Here is a 16,863-nt window from a genome sequence, read left to right on the forward strand (position 1 = left end):
CCGCTGAGCGCGTCGAGGCGCGGCCCCCGAGAGAGGGCCGCGGCGTGTGCGTTGGGTGGGGGTTATGGCCGGAGGGTGGCGATCAGGGGGGCGAGGGACGGGTCGGTGGCGGCGGCGTCGAGGGCCTCGGTGAGGGTCTCGGAGTAGGTCGGGGCGGCCTTCTCCTGGACGATCCGTCCCTCGTCCGTGATGACGGTGTAGACGCCGCGACGGTCCTTCGGACACATGGCGCGGCGAGTGAAACCGGCGCTCTCCAGGCGGGCCACGAGGCGGCTGACGGAGCTCTGGTTGAGGCCGATCAGGTCGGCCAGCTCCTGCATCCGCAGTTCACCGTCGTCGGCGCGGGCGAGGCGGCACAGCGCCCGATACTCCGACAGGCCGATGCCATGGCGGCGTTGCAGGGCCTTGGCCAGCTGATTCTCGACCCGTCCGTGCAGGGTCACGACACCGTCCCAAAGCATTGCGTCCGCGGTGATCGTGCCCGCCGTCGTCGCGCCAGCGCCCATCTCGCGCCTCCCTCTCTTGACATCAGCTTACATGCGATGCGAACATCTGCATGTACAAGAGATGCATGTACATACATAGAGAAGGGTTAGAGATGACCAGTCCGCTGCTGCTGCCGTACGACGGGCCGCACCTGAGGCTTCCCAACCGGATCGCGATGGCGCCGCTGACCCGGGCCCGCGCGGACGACGCGACCGGCGTCCCGCACCCGTTGGCGAAGGTGTACTACGCGCAGCGCGCCACCGCCGGACTGATCATCACCGAGGGGATCTGGCCGAACATCCTCGGCAAGGCCGGGCCCGGCATTCCCGGCCTCGTCACGGACGCGCAGGTCGCCGGGTGGTCCGAGGTGACCGAGGCCGTCCACGCCGCCGGTGGGACGATCTTCGCCCAGCTCTGGCATGTGGGACGGATGACGCATCCCCTCAACCTGCCGGGCGGCGCGACGCCCCTCGCGCCGTCCGCCGTCCGCATCGAGTCCGAACGCATCTACACCGCCGAGGGCCGCGTCGAGCACGTCACCCCACGCGCCATGACGACCGCCGAGGTCGAGGCGACGATCGCCGACTTCGCCGCCGAGGCCCGTAACGCGATCCGGGCCGGGTTCGACGGGGTCGAGGTGCACGGCGCGAACGGCTATCTCATCCAGCAGTTCCTCGCCGAGAACACCAACCGGCGCACCGACCGGTTCGGCGGCTCGCGGGAGGGCCGGATCCGTCTCGCCGTCGAGGTGGTCGAGGCCGTCGCCGCCGAGGTCGGGCCCGAACGGGTCGGCCTGCGCATCTCCCCGGACAACCCGGAGAACGAGATCGCCGAGCAGGACCCGCAGGGCACCTACAGGGCGCTCGTGGACGCCCTCGACCCGCTCGGCCTGGCCTACCTGCACATCATCGAGCGCGGCGCGTACGAGGCGCTCGCCGACCTGCGTCCCCGCTGGTCGAGCACCCTGATCGGGAACTTCAACGGTCCCGAACCGACCTCGCGGCGGGCCGCGGAGGAGGCCATCGCGGCGGGCCTGGCCGACGTCTTCTCCTTCGGCCGCCTGTTCATCGCGAACCCCGACCTGCCGCACCGGTTCGCGACGGGCGCGCCGCTCGCCTCCTACGTCCCCGGACTCGTCCATGGCGGCGACGCGGCAGGCTACGTCGACTATCCGGCCGCCTCCGCTGAAGTTCCCTCCTTGGGAAGTCGCTTCTCTGGATCGACGATTACCAGCCGAACGGCTGACCTGCGCCCTCAGCCCCGCTGACGACCCGTTCACGCCCGTGATCGTCCGCTCCAACGGGCACGGCGGCTGATGAACGAACAAGGCCCAGAGTCACTGACATGTCAGTGACCTGGGCCTTCATCGTGGGAACGGGTGGCGGGAATCCAACCCGCGCTGTGAGCCAGGCTGAGAGCCTCAAGAGTCAGGGGACGTCCCAGAAGGCGATTTCGTGGCGCATGCCTTCCAGGAACAGGCGTTCCGCGGTTTCACGGTCGGCTCCGGACTCGTCGATCATCTCGGCGACGCGGCCGGTCAACTCCGCGAAACCGGGGTCGGCGTAGGTGTCGACCCAGCGGCGGTAGCGCGGCTCCGAGGGCGGGTTCTCGGCGAGGCGCCGTCCGAGCGTCGAATAGCCCCACATGCAGGGGTAGAGGGCGGCGAGACCATCGGCGTAGTCTGCGGCGCTGTCCAGCAGGAAGGACGTGTACGCGGCGCACGCCGGCCCCTTCTTCGCGCCCTCCAGGTCGGCCGCGAAGCTCGCGGAGAGCGAACGGTGCAAATCGAGTTCCTCGTGGAACGTCGCGTAGGCGAGGTCGACGAGGTCACCGAGATGGGCGGACGGGGCCTGCCAGGCGAGCCGGGAGAACACGCGGACGTAGTCGTGCAGGAAGAGGTAGTCCTGTTCCAACCAGGAGCGGAAGACCGTGTCGTCCAGGTTCCCTTGGGCGATGCCCCGCACGGTGGGGTGCTTGAGCTGTTCGTCGACCAGCGGACGGCCGAGTTCCTCCAGATGCGCCGCGAGACTCATGCCCGCAAGTCTGGCATCCACCCCGAAACGACCAGACCCCGCCGGGTCATACGACCCGGCGGGGGCCCGATCTTGCACCGGTGTGTGGGTCGCCTCTCGGCGAAAGGCACGACACGGCTCCAGCCGGACGGTATTCCGTGAAGGCGAAAGGTGAGGCCCGGGGACACCAGGCACACCGGCTGTCAGGTGTAACCGACCGGTCCCTCGGATTGTTCCCGGCCCCTGAAGTCCGCCAGCGTGCCCGTCCGCCGGATGGTGTGCCAGCCCAACCGCGCACCCAGCAGCGCGGTGACGACGGACTGGACGACCACCAGATACATCAACTGCCGGTACACGAACTGTTGGAGCGGCAACGTCCACAGCGGGCGGATCGGTTCGCCGTCCAACCACAACGCGTAGGCACCGGCGGCGGCCTGGGCGGCGACGAACGCCGTCCACATGAGAACGGGCACGGTCGGATCGAGGAACAGCAGTCCGTACAGTGCGAACAGGTCGATGGCGGGTGCGAACAGGGGCAGTAGTACCTGGAAGACCATCATGTAGGGGAGGCATCGGCGTCCGAAGCGTCCCGAGCCGCCGTGTTCGATCACGGAACGGCGGTGCTTCCACATCGCCTGCATCGTGCCGTAGCACCAGCGGTAGCGCTGCCTCCACAGTTGCCGCAGCGACGACGGCGTCTCCGTCCACGCCAGGGCCTTCTCCTCGTAGACGACGCGCAGCCCGGTGCGGCAGACCGCCATGGTGAGGTCGGTGTCCTCGGCGAGGGTGTCGTCCGGGACGCCGCCCACCTGAGCCAGCACCGACCGGCGGAACGCGCCGATCGCGCCCGGGACGGTCGGCATGCACCGCAGGATGTCGAACATGCGCCGGTCGAGGTTGAAACCGATCACGTACTCGATGTGCTGCCAGCGGCCGAGGATGCCGCCCCGGTTGGCGACCTTGGTGTTCCCGCTGACCGCCGCGACCCGCGGGTCGGCGAACGGCGCGACGAGGTGCCGGACGGTGTCGCGCTGGAAGACGGTGTCGCCGTCCACGAGCACGAGGATCTCGGCGCGGGCGACGCCGATGCCCGTGTTCAGCGCGCTGGGCTTGCCGCCGTTGCGCCTGCGGATCAGGTGGACGGTCGGCAGCGCGATCGACTCGACGATCAACGCGGTGCGGTCGGTGGACCCGTCGTCCACCACGATCACCTCGACGGTGCCCGGATAGTCGGTGTCCAGGAGCGAGGCGACCGTCGCCGCGATGTTCGCCTCCTCGTTGTACGCGGGGACGATCACGGACACGGGCGGGAACGGATCGGGCGGCATCTCCCCGGGTTCGTGGCCGCCGACGAACGGATCACCGTCCGGCCAAGGCCGGTGGGCGCCGCCCCGCCGTCTCTGTCTTCGACCCCGCCGCCTCTCCCGGCCCCTGACCCGGCGTACGTGGACGTGCGCGAGCAGCACCAGCGCCAGGAGCCGCAGCACGTACGCGATCCCGGCCAGCGCCAGAAGCAGCCCCATGGTCCCGGTGAGGGTGGACGCGGCGCGCTGTGCCGTGATGAGCGTCCAGCCGAAGGCCCTCTCCGGCGCGGACACCCGAACCTGCGCCGCAGGCAGGTCCAGCGCCTCGGTGAGCGTCGTGAAGCGGTACCCCTGCGGCCGGAGCCGCCGGATGATCTGTTCGACGGCCGCTACCGTCCCGGCCCGGTCACCGCCGGAGTCGTGCAGCATCACCACCGCGCCCTCGTCCCGCCGCTCCCCGGCGAGCGCGGCACGGACGATCCCGGTGGTGCCGGGACGTGCCCAGTCCTCGGTGTCGCGGTCGGTGAGGACGACGACGTAGCCGTCCTCGCCCGCCCGCCGCGCCGCCCCCCACTCCGGACCGGTCAGGCCGTCCGGGCGGGACGAGTACGGCATCCGCATCAACCTCGTGTGGACGCCCGCCGCCCCCGCCAACGCCCGCTGCGTGAGATCGAGCTCCAGCCGCGCCCGCCAACGGGGCACCGCGGCGAGATCCACGTGCGTGTACGTGTGGGAGCCGATCTCGTGGCCCTCCCGCAGCACCCGCCGGGTCAGCTCCGGATGCTCGGCCACGCGTGCGCCGACGGTGAAGAAGGTCGCGCGGGCGCCGTGGCGGCGCAGGACGTCCAGGAGCCGCGGGGTCCATTCCGGGTCGGGGCCGTCGTCGAACGTCAACGCGATCGTCTTCGGCGGCATGCGGCGGCTGCGCGGGGCACCGTCCGCGAGGCTGACGACCGGCCCGCCGGACGCGACCGCGGCCGGAACGGTCCCCGGAGACCCGACCGGACGTGCGTCCCGGGGCGCCTCACCGACGATGTTGTTCGCGAACCCGTCGAGCAGCAGAAGCACCGCCAGTACGAGTCCGCCGAGCATCAGCAGAACCCAGTGCCCCCTGGGCTCGGCGCGTCGTGGGGTCAACGGTTCTTCTTCTTACGTCCCCACGCGGGCGGGGTCACGTTGGACTTGCCCGGACGGCTCGTCGACGTCGACACGGCCGGTGCCCGCCGCGTCGGGGGGACGGAACCCGCCGCGGACGATCCGGGCGCCACGGGGGTCACCCGTCCGGGACGTCCGACCGGGCCGGGCCCCTCGGCGGCCCACCGCTCGTCCGCCCCGACCGTCGGGACGTCCGGACGGCTCGGCTTCACACTCGGCCGCGGGGACGGATCGCTCCACGGCGTCAGCGGCACGTTCGGTTGGGTCGCCATGCCGATGCCGAGCGCGCCCGTGAACACCAGGAGAACCGCCCCGGCGGCGAGGCCGAGGCGCCGTCCGAGCCGGGCGCGCCCGCCGGTCGCGTCGACGAAGACCGGTTCGGCCTCCGCGACCGGAGACAGCGGTCTCGTGCCCGACGAACCATCGCCGACGTACAGGTCATCCCGGTCGCGTGCGGTGCCGCCGACCAACGGATCGCGGGTCATGTCCGTCCACATCTCGTCATGCTTCACAGGGGAGGGGGGAACGCTCGGGCACCGGATGCCGTGGGCGCTCACTGCTTCAGCGCCGAACCACCGCGTACATGTCACACGATCACCTGAATCCCTGCACAATGGTGGAGGTGGATCGGGCCGACGAGGAGATACTCGGTCGTGCCCTGCGGGCGGCGCAGGACGGCGACGAGGAGTCCTTCCGCATGCTCTATCGCGACGTCCAGCCCCGGCTCATCCGCTTCGCCGGGACGATCGTCGGCGGGGACGCCGAGGACGTCACCTCCGAGGCCTGGCTCCAGATCGCGCGTGACCTCCCCTCGTTCCGCGGCGACCTCGACGGCTTCCGCGGCTGGACGGCGACGATCACCCGGCACCGGGCCCTGGACCATCTGCGTCGCAGGTCGCGGCGTCCCGGCTCCGACCTGCCCGTCGAGGAACTGGTCACGATGGCCGCCGACGGCGACACCGAACTGGACGCGCTGGACGGCATCGCCACCCGGGACGCGCTGCGGCTGATCGCCGAACTCCCCCGCGACCAGGCCGAGGCGGTGCTGCTGCGCGTCGTCGTCGGCCTGGACGCCAAGTCGGCCGGCAAAGTCCTCGGCAAGCGGCCGGGCGCCGTCCGGACCGCTTCCTACCGTGGGCTCAAGCGCCTCGCCGAGCGGCTGACGCCCCCCTGCGCGCCCGGCGAGGACGCGACACCAGGGGTCCCGCCCTTCGCCCAGAGTGACAAAAGCGGTGGTACCGGCGCTGAAGAGGTGACATGAGCGACCAGCACCAGGCCGGAGGCTTCGACGAACGCGCCGCCGAGCGTCTCCTCGACGGCGCGGGCGGCGACGTCCGGCTGCGCGCTCTTCTCACGGCGGCCGCCGCGCCCGCGCGTCCGGGGGAACTCGCGGGTGAGGACGCCGCGGTCGCCGCTTTCCTGGCCGCGCCGCGTCCGGCGCGCCGCTCCCGCGCGGCCGCCCTGCGCCGCTTCCTGACGATCAAGGCCCTGGCGGTCGTGGGCGGCTCGCTCATCCTGACCGGGGGCGCCGCCTTCGCCACGATCACCGGCCAGCTTCCCGGCGGCGGCCGGGACACGGCGCCGTCCCCCAGCCCGACGATCAACAAGCGGGAGGGGACCCGCGGCGACGCGACCCCGGCCACCCGCCTGGAGCCGCCCGCGCCGGTGCCCACGGAGTCACGGAAGCCGTCACCGACGCATTCGACGAAGCGGAACGGCCGGGACGGCGCGCCCGGCCAGCAGAAGAAGACCAAGGGCCCGAAGTTGCGGCCTACGCGGCTGCCCCAGTCACCTCCACGCGGCCCCGGCGACAACGGCAAGCCACCCGACGCCGGTACAGGCCACACCACGACCAGCGGCGGAGGCCTGGGCGGCGCACCGGGCGGCGGCATGGGCGGCGGCGCCGTCGGCGGCGGCACGGGCGGCGGCGAGGGCACCGACCCCCCGACCACATCCGGCAGCGGCAACCAGGACTAAGCGACCACAGACCAGGCGGACCGACCACCAGCCGAGGCGAAGCGGCCACGACAGAGCGGCCCTCGCCGCGGCCGGGCGGTGAGGGCGCTGGCTGGCCGGGCACGCCGGTCTCCCCCCTGGAACCCGGACACGCCCGCTCGCTGGTCGGCATGGCCGGCACGTCGGTGACGCAGGACCTCATCTCCAGCGCACCACGTCCAACATCGAGCCCAACGACACATCGGCCGGTGAGGCCGAAGCGTTCGAGCAGTTCGTGGACACACGGCCAAGCAAGCCACAGCAGAGCAAGCCACACGGCCGGAACGGCCAAGGCTCGGGACGGCCAGAGGCCGGGGCGAAGCGGCCAAGGGTCGGGGCGGGGTTACAGGCAGCCCTCGAACTGGGGGACGTCGACGTCCGACAGCTTCAGGCCCGACGAGCCGAACCATTTGCTCATGAATTTGGCCATGGTTCCGTCCTGGTACATCTGGGTGATGGCCTTGTTGAGGGCCTCGCATCCGTCGGGGTCGCCCTTGCGGATCGCGATGCCCGTGCGCCGCTCCCCGAACCGGGAGTTCAGCAGGCGGAAACCGGTGCCCTGCCGGGTCTTCAGCCCGGCGAGGATCGTGTCGTTGGTCGTGATGGCGTCGATTCGCCGGTCGGCGAGCATCGTCATGCACTCGGCGTAGGACCTCGCCGCCACGGGCAACGCCGCCACCTGCCGTTCCCGCGTCACCGCCTCCGCTGCACCCGACCCCGTGACGGCGCAGATCCGGCGCCCTTCCAGATCGCGCACTCCCCGTACCTCGCGCTCACCGTCCCGGACGAGGATGTCCTGGTACGACAGCAGGTACGGGCCCGCGAACGCCAGCCGCTGTTTCCATTCGGGCTCCAGCCAGAAGGTCAGGACCATGTCGACCTTCCCGTCCCGCAGCAGCCGCTCCCGGTCCGCCGCCAGCGCCGGGGCGAACCGGACCTTCTTCCCAATCCGCGCGGCCAGGTACCGCGACACGTCCACGTCCAGGCCTTCGAAGCTCCCGTCCGGCCGCTGGAACCCGATCCCGGGCAGGTCCGGCCGCACGCCCGCGACCAGTGTCTGCTTCCCGACGATGGACGGCTCCTCGGCGCCGCCGCACCCGCTCACCGCACAGCACCCTGCCAACCCCAGCGCGAGCAGCCGTCGCCGCATCCGCGGACTCCCAACCCGTGACACAACACGCTCCCTGGTATCGGGCTCCGTGACCAAGGTCTCAAATACTGATCAACACAGCCATACCATGACCACGTCGGAAACCGCTCCCCGCGCTGAGCACACCGCCGATCGGGGTCCCGAGTCCGAGAACCGGATCTTGGGTGTGGTCGAGGTCCTAGGTTCCTCCGGGTCGAATCGATTTCGGAGGAACGCGTGGATTTGGATGCCATCACGGCGAATGTCCTGTCCGAGACTCGTGTCCTGGAGTTCACCACCCTCACCGGGTCCGGGGGGCTGAACACCAGACCGATGTCGGGGACGTGGCTTCGCGATCGGGGGAAGATCGTCCTCACGACACCGGTGGCCTATCCGCAGAGGGCGCGCAACGTCCGCCGCGACGGCCGCGTCGCCCTCCTGTACTCGGACCCCGCCGGAAGCGGCTTGCCGGACATGCCCACGGTGCTGATCCAGGGCATGGCCACCGCCCCTGAGATCGTGGCGCCACCGCAGGACCTGGAGGAATACTGGCGCACCCTCTTCCGCAGGCGTTTCCCGCTGGCCGACGGGATCGCCGCTCCCGCCTACCGGCGCGCGATGGGCTGGTTCTTCTGGCGACTGCCGATCTTCGTGACGCCGCTGCGCGTGGACGTCGGGGAACCCGTCACCACCGGCGGCGCGGGAAAGCCGCCGCCACCGGACGGCGCCCCCATGAACGAGCAGATCAAAGACGCTCTGACCCGATACCCCACGGCTGTACTGGCGGCACGCGACGAACAGGGGTTTCCCTACTCAACACGGGCGCGAGTCTCATGGTCGGCCTCGGCGCCCGGAACGCTTCGGCTGCGCCCGTCCCGGCCGTTCCATGGGATACCGGGACCGGCCAACCTGCTGTGGCACCGGCACAACGGGCTCGTCGACGACAGGACGGCGCTGCTCGTCACCGGTGAGGCTTCCGATACTGAAGGCGAGTGGACGATGACCCCGGCGCGCATACCGGGCCTGCTGCCTTCAGGCCGCCGCGAGCCGTCGTCCTTCGACGAATGGATCGAGGACGGATGGAGACGCACCCACACCTACTTCGCCGCGCACGGCATCACACCCCCGGACATCGACTGGAACACCCTGACCAGCTACACAAACCCCTGAGACACAAGCTCCTCCGGAGCGAGCCGGAAGCACGCCGACGCTCGAACGTGTGCCGCCAATGGGCTCGTCATCGCTTCACAGCGCGCCCCTCATGCCCGCGTCCCGTCGCCGGAACGGGTCAGCCGGACGCCCCGGCGGGCCGCTACGGGGTGGCGGCGACCTCGGGAGCGACGTCCAAGCGGGCGTTGGCGACGAGGGCGTGCAGGGCGCGCAGCGCCGCACCGGCGTGGTTGCCCCAGTGGTTGAAGTACGAGTACTGCCACCACCACAGCGCCTCCAGGGGCCGGTCCTGGTTGTAGTGGCGCAGCCCGTGGACGAGGTCGCTCGCGACGTCCACCAGGTCGTCCGAGAGCCGGTACGCCGTCGCCTCCGTGTCCTTGTACGGGTCGAAGACCTCGATGTACTCGTCCATCACGCTCAGCCGCTCGGCCAGGCCCTGCCGGACGGCGTCGAGGTCGGGATCGTCGCCGACCTCGGGCTCCCAGTTGTCCGGAAGGATCACGTCGGCGCTGGCGCCGAGCTGCGCCCCCGCCAGGATCACCTGCGACACCTCGAGGAGGAGCAACGGGATGGTGTGCGGACCACCGTCCCCCCGCGCGACCGCCTCCAGACCGTTCAGGTAGTTGTCGACATGGCGTGCCACGCGCTCTGCCAGCGTGTTCCACTCCTGCGGGCTGTTGGCTTCAGACATCGAGCAGCCTCCGTCCTTCGAATGCGCGGCCCAGCGTCACCTCGTCGGCGTACTCCAGGTCGCCACCCACCGGCAGGCCGCTGGCCAGTCGGGTGACGGTGAGCCCCATGGGCTTGACGAGCCGGGCGAGATACGTCGCCGTCGCCTCGCCTTCCAGATTGGGATCGGTGGCGAGGATCAACTCGGTCACCGTCCCGTCGGCGAGGCGCTGCATCAGCTCGCGGATGCGCAGATCGTCCGGGCCGACGCCCTCGATCGGGCTGATCGCGCCGCCGAGGACGTGGTAGCGGCCACGGAACTCGCGGGTCTTCTCGATCGCGACGACGTCCTTGGACTCCTCCACGACGCAGATCACCTGGGGATCGCGGCGCGCGTCACGACAGATCCGGCATTCCTCTTCTTCCGCGACGTTCCCGCACGTCTTGCAGAAGCGGACCTTGTCCTTGACCTCCTTGAGCGCCTTGCCGAGACGCTCCACGTCGGCCGGGTCGGCGGCGAGAAGGTGGAAGGCGATCCGCTGCGCGCTCTTGGGGCCGACGCCCGGCAACCTGCCCAGCTCGTCGATGAGGTTCTGAACCACCCCTTCGTACAACGGACCCCTCCCTTCTGTCTGTTCGTCCGCTCAGGCCCCGGAACCGCCGCCGAGCCCCGGAAAACCACCGGGCAACCCGCCGCCGGGCCCACCGAGGCCGGGAATCCCGCCGCCCAGCCCCTGGGCGAGCGGCCCCATCTTCTCCTGCTGCAACTCCTGTACCGCGCGTCCCGCGTCGCGGACGGCGGCCAGGACGAGGTCGGCGATGGTCTCCGCCGTGTCCGCCGGATCATCGACGTCGATGGCCTTCGGGTCGATCGACAGGCCGGTGATCTCGCCCTGCCCGTTGACCGTGGCGGTGACGAGCCCGCCGCCCGCGGTGCCCGTCACCTCCGCCTCCGCGAGTTCGCGCTGCGCGCTGAAGAGCTGCTCCTGCATGGCCTGCGCCTGCTGGAGCAGTTCCTGCATGTTCAACTGACCACCGGGTTCCACGGTGCACCTCCCTCTTCCGGCCGCCCGCACGGACCTTTCTCTGGCGCTCCGCCAGCCACCGGATGTCCGTCCCCCGAGACTACGGGTTCGCACTAGCCTGGGGTAAGGGCGCCCACCGGTGAGCCGACTCACCGGAACATCCCTCCGCTCCATCACGACGGCCCGGCGCAGTGGCCCCCCGGCCGCGAATCGGTGCCACCGAACCCCACCCCAAGGACCCGATTCCAGATCCCGGACACGCAAAGACGATCTTCTCGGGAAATCGAAATTCTAGTGTTCCGTACTAAGTAGGGCAGGGCCTGAGCTGCGGTTTCGGGACCATTCAACTGTTATTCATGGCGGACGACGGAGGCGGCAAAGGTAGAAGCCAAATAGCATCCCCGAACCAGACACAGATAGCGCCATGTCGGGTCGCGACCGGCACGGCCGCCGCCGAAGCGAGGTCCCCGTGAAACGTACCGGCCGTCTGACTCTGTTGACCGCCACCGTCGCCCTGTCCCTGATCCCCGTCCACGCGGCCGCCGCCGCACCCGCGCCGCACGCCCCCTTCTGCTACGGAGAACCCTCGACCCCGGCCGCCGACATCAGCGACCTCAAAGCACGCTTCAGTGCCACGAACTGGATGCCGACCCTGCAGGAGATGTACCGGCGCCGCTGGCCCAGCGGGGAGAAACTCGCCATCGCCCAGGAGAAGGACAAGTACTGGGACCAATTCGTCAACAAGCGGAACTTCGAGGGCTTCGCCGAGTCGATGATGGTCGCGATCCACGAGGAGACCCACATGTGGGACCTGGACCCGGCCCGGACGAGGTGGGACGTGCACACCGCGTCCTGGATCAACGCCTCCCAACAGGCGACCACCGTGCCGTTGCACGGCGGCTTCGCCCGCCGGGAGATCCTGCCGCTGATCACCGACAAGCTGAGCGACAGCATGGACGGCATCTACCTGCGGGACTCCCAGCAGGGCACCTACAAGTTGCAGGGCGTCCTGGCGGAGCTGAACGCCGGACTGATGGGGCTGCCCGCCGCCACCGTGGTGCAGGAGCACATCAAGGGGGTCGGCGCGAGCAACGCCCGCGACATCGCGGCCACCAACCTCCGCTACCTGCTGCTCTACCTGCGGATCGCCAAGGACAAGCACCCCGACTACTGGGCCAAGATCAAGAACGAGCCGAAGCTGCGCGAACTCGTCCTGACCCAGTTCCTGCGGACGGCGTACTGGCTGGACAAGTCCGCCCCCTACGCCGACAAACTCGGCAGCCCCGACGCCGACAAGATCACCGCGTCGAACTACTCCGCCGCGAACATCGCCATCGTCGAGGAGTTCACCGGCGCCACCGTCCGCCGCGACACCGACAAACACTGCACAACCTGAACCAACTCCCGCCCGCCCATAGCCACGCTCAACCACCACCAACACTGCGGAGACCTCGAAGCGCCGAGAGAAGCCCGAGAATGTTCCGGCGGTTCTGGCGCAATGACGGTGCGGTCGGATGGTTCGCGGCCACCGGTTGATCGGGGCAGTGGGGGGACGGAGCCGTGGACGGGAACCGAGGCATGTCGCGCGGGTTCAACGGTTCGCCGCGAAGCGGTGAAAGCGCTCTTGCCCTGCCGATACCGGCGCATGATCGGAGAAGCACTAGAGACGGGCCATGGACGCGGCGCTCACGTGGGCACACACCAGTCGCTCAAGCCGCAGACTGCCTGCGAACTCTTGCTTCGCAGGCAGTCTCCGTCTTGGTGTGCACACCATCGTCAAAAGAACCCTATGCGTTGCCGCGAACGCTGAGGTCAAGCCCGGGAAGACGAGCCACGGTGGAAGAAGTTCCACCACTGGTCCTTGTAATTGAGCACGCAGTCGTACTGCGTCGCCCGCCCGTTCTTTTCTCGGGCCACAAGGCACTTGCCGGTCTTGTGATTGCGGAGCTGGTAGGCGTTGCTCGCGAGTGTCGGCTCGGGCTTCCACCACTGGTCGTTGTAACTGTCGATGCATTCATAACCAGAAGCCCGGTCACCGTTGCCCCAGCCGGACATAGCCAGGCACTTGCCGGTGTGCACGTTGCGGAACCGGAAATATCCGGCGAGCGGAAGCGGCTCCAGCCTCCAGTACTGGTCGGTGTAGGAGTCGATGCAGTTGAAGATGGTCACCGTGTTGTTGGAACGTCCGGCCAGGCACTGAAGCCCGCGCTCCTCGTTCAGCAGGTTGTACACGCCCGGCTCGGGCGCCGCCTGCGGCGCCGCTGAGGCTGGCGCCGCGTTGAGGGCGACCAGACCGGCTCCGAGCGCACAGGTCAAGAACAGGGACGTGCGGCGCGTACGCGACTTCATGCTGAACCTCTTTCCGGCCACGGCGTCCAGCCCGTGACATTGGCGCACTCTTCGACCATTCCCCACCGCCCATGAAGACGGGACGGAGATTCTCCATAAGAAGGTTCGAAGATCAGTCAGGATGTTTTGATAATGCTCGCTTGTCGGTCACCCGTCATCCTGTTGACCTGACCTGGCCAAGCCGCGCATTCCCATCACGACCATAAATCCATATTGCGACCCGCCAAGGCCACAGCGACACCCAATCCGGAAATCCTTATCACCCAAAACGGCGAGAGGCTGTTTATTAAACAAGCGCGCCAACCGCTTCGGACAGGCACACCCGCCCGGCGACACAAGAAGTCGTCCGCGAGTTTCCAGCGCTTTCCGCGACGAATCCTCGCCTTGGAGCGGAACACAACGAATTGCGCTGACATGGAACCCACCAACGCCGCCGGACCTCCGGCCCCAACCGCCAGGACCGAAACTCCGTAGCACCGCGACGCCGAATCCCTGACCGTCCCGCCGGATCGTCGAGGTCCACCCGGGCACCGCCACCGAAACCTCGGAGGCACCGCACTTCGTGTACGGATTGCAGGCGCGCTACCAACATCACCGCGCCACCAGCAGCGGGAACCACACCCGCGCCGCCCTACGGCACCTGCCCCGCCTCTGCCCAAGACCCGAACGACCGCAAGCGGGCCAACATCGTCGAAGGAGGTTTCACCTCTGAGACGGCGCCCATGCACTGCACCTCTGCAAGACGATCACCTACCGCACCGCCTTCCCCGGACGAGCGGCTCTCCAGTCCCGCGAGTAGTAGGGGTCGGGGCTAGGGCTGGGTGGTTGAGGTGTCGAACTCTCGGATGATCTGGCCGCCGAGTTCGCGTTGGAGCAGGGCCATGCCGCTGGTCTCGGCCTCGGCGCCGTCGGCGTCCGCGTCGCCCTCCGGGTCGACCTCGTCGCTCTCGTCCACCGGTTCGGGTGGCGGCGGAGGCTCGTCCGGCGGCGGAGGCGGCGGTTCCTGAGCCCGCTCGGGCCTGGACGGGCCCGACTGGACGGGCGACCGCGGTTGCGGCGCCGGGTTCGATGCCGCCGCCGCACCGAACCCGGCGTCGACGAACATGGCGAACCACCTTTCTCGTGGACGCGGACTGATACGGGCGAAACACTCGACGCCAGCGGGCCGAGTGGAAGCCGCCCGGCCGACGCACCCCTTCTCCGCCCGAGGTGCCAGCAGTGATCTGTCATCTACATGAAGTGCCTTGCCCTGCGATGAGGACGCTGTCACCGGCGCCAGGTATGTCGAGGACGTACTGCGCCCGTGGGCGTAGCGCGAGGAGAAGACACTGCAAGCAGGTTCAGTGACGGACCTCCCGGCCAACGTGGCGTACCTTCCCTGGAACGATCCGTAGCGAAGCGGTGGCCGATAGCATTGGATGGCATTGGTCCCCGGGTCCGTTGAGCGCTCGGCTGTGGACGGTTCCCAGCACTTGTCTTGTCGCGTTAGTCGGTCATCTTTCAGGAGTTGCCTTGGCGCCACGACAGTTCGAGCCCCCGTCGGGTACCCGCGACTTCCTCGCCGGTGCGCTGCGCACCCGCGAGCGAGTGTTCGCACAAATCCGCGAGGTCTTCGAGCGGTATGGGTTCGAGCCGTTGCAGACACCCGCCTTCGAACGACTGGAAACCTTGACCGGCAAGTACGGCGACGAAGGCGACAAGTTGATCTTCAAGATCCTGCGCCGTGGGGAGCATGAGGCCACGGGGGAGACCGACCTGGCGTTGCGCTACGACATGACCGTTCCGCTTGCGCGGGTCGTCGCCGGTTACGGGTCACAGCTCCCGACACCGTACAAGCGATACGCGATGGGGCCGGTGTGGCGGGCCGACCGTCCGGGCAAGGGCCGGTTCCGGGAGTTCACGCAGTGCGATGTGGACGTGGTCGGGTCGGGGTCGCCGCTCGCCGATGCTGAGGTGGTGTGCGCGCTCACCGATGCGCTGGACGCGGTGGGCGTGCGCGAGTATCGAGTCTTGGTGAACTCGCGGCAGGCGTTGTCGGGGCTGCTGGAGGCCTATGGCATACCAGCGGATCTCGGCGGTGGCGTCCTCATCACCTTGGACAAGCTCGACAAGCTGACGCCGGAGAAGGTGTCGGCTGAGTTGGTGGAGGCGCGGTCGCTGGACCCGGACATCGCAACTGCGCTGGTGGGCGACCTGACAGCCGCTGATGCCGTGGAACGAATGCAGACCGTGTTGAAGGACAGCGAGGTCGGACGCGCGGGACTGGACGAGATCGGTCAGTTGCTGGAGTTGGCTACGCCGAGGATCGGAGCCGAGCGGATCGCGTTCGTCCCGAGTCTCGTCCGGGGCCTTGACTACTACACTGGCGTGATCTTTGAGGTGGTCGCCGAGGGCATGCCGGGATCGATCGCCAGCGGCGGTCGCTATGACGGGCTGATCTCCGCGCTTGGGGGCCCGGACGTTCCGGCCTGCGGCGGCTCACTCGGAGTGGAGCGCATCATAGGTCTGCTCAGCGCCGACGACGGCGACGAGCACCTAATCGATGTCGCCGCCACGTTGATCGCCGAGGACACCGCGTCCGAAGTCATGGGCTTCGTCGCACGCCTGCGGGACGTCGGGCTGCGGACCGAGGTGTATCTGGCCGCCAGTCGCAAGCTGGCCAAGCAACTCAAGTGGGCGGCTGAGCGCAAGGCGCGCTTCACGTTGATCTACGGAGCAGCCGACAAAAACGCGGGCCTCATCACGGTGCGGGACATGGACACCGGTGAACAGGGCCAGGTTCCGACCAACGAGCTTGCCGCATACCTCACCGAGAAGTGCGCGCCGTCGAGATAGCTCCAGGATGGGTGTGCAAGGCGATCGCATTTTCGCGGCGATCCAGCAAAGAAATTCCCCGACCCCTGGTCGGCCTTCGAGGAATGCCTGTCGTGGGAAGCGGCCTACGCCGTCCAACTCAAGCAGGCCATCGACCAGGCGCGTACGGACCCCGACGAGCAGATCAGCCGGACTGTCTCCGGGCTGTTCGACGACAAGACCACAACCTCAGTAACACCCGCAAGCGCCTCGACGACGTGCTCATCGAGTACGACAAGAACGGCATGTGGCAGATCCTGGACCAGCACGCCGCGCGCCTGGACATCGACGACGTCTCCGAACGCTGGGCCCGGGGCCTGGTCGAGCACCCCTTCCCCATCGCGCTGCTGTCGCTCCAGTTCAACTGGCGCTACATGAAGGAACACGGCGTCCGAGCCTTCTGCGAGATGACCGCACGTTACGTGGATGACCTCGCCGCCAACTCCCGCCGCTGGGCTGAGGCCTGGGCCACCGAGTCGGCATCCGGAGTCATCGACCGGGTCACCACCGTCGAATGCGACCTCGCCTCTGAGGAGGCTCCCATGCATGCGACATCTGCAAGAAGACCATCACCACACTGCTCTACTTGGACGAGTAACTCGCCAGCTCCGAGCCTTTCGCTGTCTCAGCGAAGGGCTCGAAACCTACTGCGGCTGAGGTCAGGGCGACCCTACCGGGCCGCAGGCACGGGCCGGGTCGGGTGCCGCTGGCCAATT

Annotated in this window: 16 protein-coding genes; 6 read left to right on the top strand and 10 right to left on the bottom strand. The window is 68.9% G+C overall.

The window, feature by feature from the left end; translation table 11 throughout:
* Positions 1 to 62 precede the first annotated feature (62 nt).
* On the bottom strand, positions 63 to 506 hold the full coding sequence (locus tag D0T12_RS00920) for a MarR family winged helix-turn-helix transcriptional regulator (protein WP_117397323.1): 444 nt from the start codon (positions 504 to 506) through the stop codon (positions 63 to 65).
* Positions 507 to 598: 92 nt separating this feature from the next.
* On the opposite strand from D0T12_RS00920, the gene D0T12_RS00925 reads away from it, so the two are divergent.
* Positions 599 to 1,753 carry an alkene reductase gene (locus tag D0T12_RS00925; RefSeq protein WP_117397324.1) on the top strand — a complete coding sequence of 385 codons (1,155 nt, stop codon included), beginning with the start codon at positions 599 to 601 and terminating at the stop codon, positions 1,751 to 1,753.
* A gap of 160 nt (positions 1,754 to 1,913) precedes the next feature.
* On the opposite strand, the gene D0T12_RS00930 is transcribed toward D0T12_RS00925, so the two are convergent.
* From D0T12_RS00930 to D0T12_RS00940, 3 genes are all read right to left on the bottom strand, one after another.
* The gene (locus D0T12_RS00930) at positions 1,914 to 2,519 is read right to left on the bottom strand and encodes a TenA family protein (protein WP_117397325.1); all 606 of its coding nucleotides are present in this window, start codon (positions 2,517 to 2,519) and stop codon (positions 1,914 to 1,916) included.
* 182 nt (positions 2,520 to 2,701) lie between these two features.
* A complete protein-coding gene (locus tag D0T12_RS00935; RefSeq protein WP_233525779.1) occupies positions 2,702 to 4,939 on the bottom strand; it encodes a bifunctional polysaccharide deacetylase/glycosyltransferase family 2 protein in 2,238 nt (745 codons plus the stop codon).
* On the bottom strand, positions 4,936 to 5,442 hold the full coding sequence (locus D0T12_RS00940; RefSeq protein ID WP_147339327.1) for a hypothetical protein: 507 nt from the start codon (positions 5,440 to 5,442) through the stop codon (positions 4,936 to 4,938). The genes D0T12_RS00935 and D0T12_RS00940 overlap by 4 nt, the downstream gene beginning before the upstream one ends.
* A 137-nt stretch (positions 5,443 to 5,579) precedes the next feature.
* Between D0T12_RS00940 and D0T12_RS00945 the strand changes: the two genes are divergently transcribed.
* The gene (locus tag D0T12_RS00945) at positions 5,580 to 6,218 is read left to right on the top strand and encodes an RNA polymerase sigma factor (protein WP_233525780.1); all 639 of its coding nucleotides are present in this window, start codon (positions 5,580 to 5,582) and stop codon (positions 6,216 to 6,218) included.
* The gene (locus D0T12_RS35185; protein WP_158581360.1) at positions 6,215 to 6,934 is read left to right on the top strand and encodes a hypothetical protein; all 720 of its coding nucleotides are present in this window, start codon (positions 6,215 to 6,217) and stop codon (positions 6,932 to 6,934) included. The genes D0T12_RS00945 and D0T12_RS35185 overlap by 4 nt, the downstream gene beginning before the upstream one ends.
* A 361-nt stretch (positions 6,935 to 7,295) precedes the next feature.
* Here D0T12_RS35185 and D0T12_RS00955 read toward each other — a convergent pair whose 3' ends face one another.
* Positions 7,296 to 8,102, bottom strand: a complete 807-nt coding sequence (locus D0T12_RS00955) for a transporter substrate-binding domain-containing protein (protein WP_117397329.1) — start codon at positions 8,100 to 8,102, stop codon at positions 7,296 to 7,298.
* Between the two features lie 216 nt (positions 8,103 to 8,318).
* Here D0T12_RS00955 and D0T12_RS00960 point away from each other — a divergent pair, with 216 nt between their 5' ends.
* On the top strand, positions 8,319 to 9,251 hold the full coding sequence (locus D0T12_RS00960) for a pyridoxamine 5'-phosphate oxidase family protein (protein ID WP_147339328.1): 933 nt from the start codon (positions 8,319 to 8,321) through the stop codon (positions 9,249 to 9,251).
* 142 nt (positions 9,252 to 9,393) lie between these two features.
* Here the strand turns inward: D0T12_RS00960 and D0T12_RS00965 are convergent, their stop codons facing one another.
* The 3 genes from D0T12_RS00965 to D0T12_RS00975 are packed head-to-tail and all read right to left on the bottom strand — an operon-like array spanning position 9,394 to position 10,966.
* Positions 9,394 to 9,942: a DUF5063 domain-containing protein gene (locus D0T12_RS00965; protein ID WP_117397331.1), complete on the bottom strand. Its 549-nt coding sequence runs from the start codon at positions 9,940 to 9,942 to the stop codon at positions 9,394 to 9,396.
* Entirely contained in the window at positions 9,935 to 10,534 is a 600-nt protein-coding gene (gene recR, locus D0T12_RS00970; protein WP_117397332.1) for a recombination mediator RecR, read from the bottom strand. Before recR ends, D0T12_RS00965 begins: the two co-directional genes overlap by 8 nt.
* A 30-nt stretch (positions 10,535 to 10,564) precedes the next feature.
* On the bottom strand, positions 10,565 to 10,966 hold the full coding sequence (locus D0T12_RS00975; RefSeq protein ID WP_117397333.1) for a YbaB/EbfC family nucleoid-associated protein: 402 nt from the start codon (positions 10,964 to 10,966) through the stop codon (positions 10,565 to 10,567).
* A 475-nt stretch (positions 10,967 to 11,441) separates the two neighbouring features.
* Here D0T12_RS00975 and D0T12_RS00980 point away from each other — a divergent pair, with 475 nt between their 5' ends.
* Positions 11,442 to 12,341, top strand: a complete 900-nt coding sequence (locus tag D0T12_RS00980) for a hypothetical protein (RefSeq protein ID WP_199487224.1) — start codon at positions 11,442 to 11,444, stop codon at positions 12,339 to 12,341.
* A 416-nt stretch (positions 12,342 to 12,757) separates the two neighbouring features.
* Here D0T12_RS00980 and D0T12_RS00985 read toward each other — a convergent pair whose 3' ends face one another.
* Together D0T12_RS00985 and D0T12_RS00990 are read right to left on the bottom strand one after the other, a co-directional pair.
* Positions 12,758 to 13,294: an RICIN domain-containing protein gene (locus D0T12_RS00985; RefSeq protein WP_117397334.1), complete on the bottom strand. Its 537-nt coding sequence runs from the start codon at positions 13,292 to 13,294 to the stop codon at positions 12,758 to 12,760.
* A gap of 811 nt (positions 13,295 to 14,105) precedes the next feature.
* Positions 14,106 to 14,399 (bottom strand): hypothetical protein, encoded by a 294-nt coding sequence (locus tag D0T12_RS00990; protein WP_199487225.1) that lies wholly within the window; start codon positions 14,397 to 14,399, stop codon positions 14,106 to 14,108.
* Positions 14,400 to 14,806: 407 nt separating this feature from the next.
* Here D0T12_RS00990 and hisS point away from each other — a divergent pair, with 407 nt between their 5' ends.
* On the top strand, positions 14,807 to 16,129 hold the full coding sequence (gene hisS / locus D0T12_RS00995) for a histidine--tRNA ligase (RefSeq protein WP_117397335.1): 1,323 nt from the start codon (positions 14,807 to 14,809) through the stop codon (positions 16,127 to 16,129).
* Positions 16,130 to 16,863 lie beyond the last annotated feature (734 nt).

The organism is Actinomadura spongiicola (genome assembly GCF_003432485.1).
Taxonomy (GTDB): domain Bacteria; phylum Actinomycetota; class Actinomycetes; order Streptosporangiales; family Streptosporangiaceae; genus Spirillospora; species Spirillospora spongiicola.

Coding starts and splice junctions, on each gene's coding strand:
- D0T12_RS00920 (WP_117397323.1), bottom strand. CDS start 506: ATGGGCGCTGGCGCGACGACGGCGGGCACGATCACCGCGGACGCAATG.
- D0T12_RS00925 (WP_117397324.1), top strand. CDS start 599: ATGACCAGTCCGCTGCTGCTGCCGTACGACGGGCCGCACCTGAGGCTT.
- D0T12_RS00930 (WP_117397325.1), bottom strand. CDS start 2,519: ATGAGTCTCGCGGCGCATCTGGAGGAACTCGGCCGTCCGCTGGTCGAC.
- D0T12_RS00940 (WP_147339327.1), bottom strand. CDS start 5,442: ATGACCCGCGATCCGTTGGTCGGCGGCACCGCACGCGACCGGGATGAC.
- D0T12_RS35185 (WP_158581360.1), top strand. CDS start 6,215: ATGAGCGACCAGCACCAGGCCGGAGGCTTCGACGAACGCGCCGCCGAG.
- D0T12_RS00955 (WP_117397329.1), bottom strand. CDS start 8,102: ATGCGGCGACGGCTGCTCGCGCTGGGGTTGGCAGGGTGCTGTGCGGTG.
- D0T12_RS00965 (WP_117397331.1), bottom strand. CDS start 9,942: ATGTCTGAAGCCAACAGCCCGCAGGAGTGGAACACGCTGGCAGAGCGC.
- D0T12_RS00985 (WP_117397334.1), bottom strand. CDS start 13,294: ATGAAGTCGCGTACGCGCCGCACGTCCCTGTTCTTGACCTGTGCGCTC.
- D0T12_RS00990 (WP_199487225.1), bottom strand. CDS start 14,399: ATGTTCGTCGACGCCGGGTTCGGTGCGGCGGCGGCATCGAACCCGGCG.